This window comes from Rhizobium sp. BR 317, assembly GCF_047445835.1.
Taxonomy (GTDB): Bacteria; Pseudomonadota; Alphaproteobacteria; order Rhizobiales; family Rhizobiaceae; genus Rhizobium; species Rhizobium paranaense.
The window spans coordinates 1-1,805 of the sequence record NZ_JARWLB010000099.1 but is presented as its reverse complement, the minus strand read 5'-3'; the positions used below and the strand labels follow the sequence as shown (position 1 = coordinate 1,805).

Here is a 1,805-nt window from a genome sequence, read left to right as displayed (position 1 = left end):
CTCACCGAAGTCGAAGGCGAGGACGGCTACCAGCTGATCTGGTCCCGCCCCAACCGGGACTGAGGCCCGGACAGGCCCCGCCGGAAGGCGGGGCCGAACCCCGCKACAGAGACAAGCCTGCGGCAGGCATKGAGCCTGCCGCAGGCTTTTTTGGTGCGATACGGAGAGGGACTATTGTCTGCTCAGATCGGGCTATCGTGGCGGGAGAAAATGCCGGCGTCAAAGGACACGCGGTTCCCCCAATTTTGCCCCGCTCCGGTTCCCTCCGCTCTAACAAAATCGGCTCCCCCACGCGCCGGCCCCGCCGGTCGCTGCCGCGCTCCTTGACCCCGTCATCTCCTCCCGCCGCGCGGTCTCGTCTTTCACGAACTCAAGGAGATGAGACGATGACAATCGAACAGCACATCGAAGAACTGCGGGCCGAACTGAAGAACGTCTGCGATGCCGCCGAGCGCCGCCAGATCGAGGCCGAGCTTGAACTCGCCCAGGCTGATCTGGCCGTGACGCTTGCCGAACAGGATGGTGCGATTGGGGCCGAGCCGCCTTTTTGAGGCGGCTCTTTCTGCCGCACGTGGAGCCGGTSCGSCGGATYGACCGGCWTCCCGGCTGTCARGGGYTTCAYCCCTCGACACTCCCGCCGGCTCRCGCCGGRYACGGTCRCGKCCCCTCCGGGKCCGYGGGTCTCTTCTCTCTMTGACKTCCYATTTTACTCCAGCAAATCCGGCGTCAAGRACGGCGCGGTCTCCCCCAATTTTTCCGYCGCTGCGCTTCCCGAAAAATCGGYTCCCCCGCTTGCRAGYCGCGTTCCGCGSTCCTKGACCCCTCTTTGCMACRGAGTGGCCGATCTCCGTCATCAAGATGAAGGAGATCACATCATGACMACRGATCAGAACCTYATGCTCCACACAAAGCTTKCCGGTTTCCGGCTCGTCGTGCTTGCAAACCGCTTCGGCTGCGATACCGAGTTTTCACGAGCGCTTCATGACCGCCTGATGGAAGGGCTCGATGCGGCTCACGCTCGCGTCCGAACCATCATGGCATTGGAGCGCAGCGTTCTTGCCGGCGACGACGACTATGCCGCCTATCGCCTCGCAGGCGAGAACGAGATATTCGAGCGTTTCACCATCAACTTGCTKGATGAGCTCGAGATTGATTTCKACACCCACGAATACCGCATCAACGGTGGCGATTGGGCCAATGCTTTGTCGGCGGATTGCGACGGCGTMGAAATCGACTATCCAAGGCTGGTGGCGCTGAGCGAGACCGAAATGGGTTCCTTGGCAGCGATCGTCAGGGATATCCGCAGGGAAACAGGCATCGTCATTCATGCGGCCCGTGTCGCCTATGCGAGGTGCGAAAGCTCCTGAGGGGCTTTTGCGATTTMCGAGGACGGCGAGAGCGGCTGTATGAGGGCATTGGCGAGCTTTCGATCGCAGCGAGCGTGACCAGTTMACCGTCTCMTTGTCGACAAGCTGTCATCTMTCATCGGGGATRTTGCAGCCCGTCCTTACGGCCGCAACCTGGCGCCGCCGGAATTTTCCCCGCCGCATTCTGCGGCTCCTCGCGAGATCAAAATTCAGTCGCCGCCAGGTCCTCCACATCCGTTTCGGCCTTGCCAGGTGCAACCCTCCTTCCCGGTCTGCTGTCGATCCCCGCAATGACGCAATCGACAAGGAGATCCATCATGCAACARCTCGCTCAATTMCTCGCCGCCACCGGCCGCCRGCTMCGCRCCCTYGGCAAGGTGATCMGCCACTTCTTCCGCAAGGGCAAGCTCGSMCTGAAGCTTGCGATCAAGATCCCGT

The 1,805-nt window shown here is 61.7% G+C and carries 2 protein-coding genes; both read left to right on the top strand.

The window, feature by feature from the left end:
- Positions 1–386 precede the first annotated feature (386 nt).
- Positions 387–551: a hypothetical protein gene (locus QD357_RS31985; RefSeq protein ID WP_170965036.1), complete on the top strand. Its 165-nt coding sequence runs from the start codon at positions 387–389 to the stop codon at positions 549–551.
- A gap of 324 nt (positions 552–875) precedes the next feature.
- Entirely contained in the window at positions 876–1,367 is a 492-nt protein-coding gene (locus tag QD357_RS31980; protein WP_414126031.1) for a hypothetical protein, read from the top strand.
- Positions 1,368–1,805 lie beyond the last annotated feature (438 nt).